Below are 952 nucleotides of genomic sequence, written 5' to 3'. Positions count from 1 at the left end.
TGAGGGCGTGGCCGAACACGGAGCTCTCGACCTCGGTCGTAAAAGCGTTGCACTTGTAGAACAGGTTCTGCAAGAAATATTGCTTCTCACGGGTCAAATTGTGAATCAAGTGAAACCGCATGCGCGTCAGGCGTTGGAGCGCGACATACTGCTCCTGCATGACGACGGTGGTCGTCAGCCTGCCGAAGCGAAGGCGATCCGCAATGACCCAGGCGTCGAGCCGGTCCGTCTTGTCCAGATCCGGGTAAGCATCTCTAAACTTGCTGACAAGCTTTGGGTTGATGGTGAAGACTTTGGCTTTACGCGCTTTGAGCGCCGGATCCTCGTGCATGTACATGGCGGGATGCCAGCTGTAGACCGAGGTCGCTTCAAGGCCAATGTGAATCTCGGAAGACGAATGCTTGTCCGCTACAGCGACGATACGATTTCGAAGATGAGAAGCGCCTTCGAGGTTGTTCTTCACCGTAAGCGTCTCAAGCTTGTCGCCGTCCGGATTCATAAAACACGCTTCCAGTTCTTGCGAACTGACGTCAATGCCGACAAATAACTTCAAGTGGAATTCCTCCTTTCAATGAGGGATTCAGGGAATTGGACGCTCCGGGATGCCTCCGGCGCACGCGCAGATCAATCACCCTCGCCTATAAGAACACGCTTCGGTCCATGAGCTGCCCCGGTTCTGCTAAGACCGGGCATGGGTTGCCGAAGGGAACGGCCAGCGGGTAAGAAGCTCAGGACGCGTACCGGAGAAACAGACTTAGGATGTAGACGAAGCTACAGGAGGAAGAAGAATTTCCCCGAATGGACCCTATGTTCCATTGTCCAGAGGCATGCCGGAAAGTCCAGTCCCTCCAATTTTCAAAGAACAATTTACTGGGAATTTTGATGGAAGTCGCTAGCCCCCTCGGGGGCTGGAAACGGGCGCAAAAGAGCTTTCAAAAGATACTATACGAGG

1 protein-coding gene is annotated in these 952 nt (G+C 53.7%); it reads right to left on the bottom strand.

Annotated elements, in window-relative coordinates:
* A partial coding sequence (locus tag LKX83_RS31760) for an IS110 family transposase (RefSeq protein WP_227887247.1) occupies positions 1–553 on the bottom strand: 553 nt, incomplete at its 3' end.
* Positions 554–952 lie beyond the last annotated feature (399 nt).

Origin of the sequence: Cohnella baijiui (genome assembly GCF_020731285.1) — a bacterium.
Lineage (GTDB): Bacteria > Bacillota > Bacilli > Paenibacillales > Paenibacillaceae > Cohnella.
Note: the sequence above shows the minus strand (reverse complement) of the source record. Positions and strands in the feature narration are given on the sequence as shown.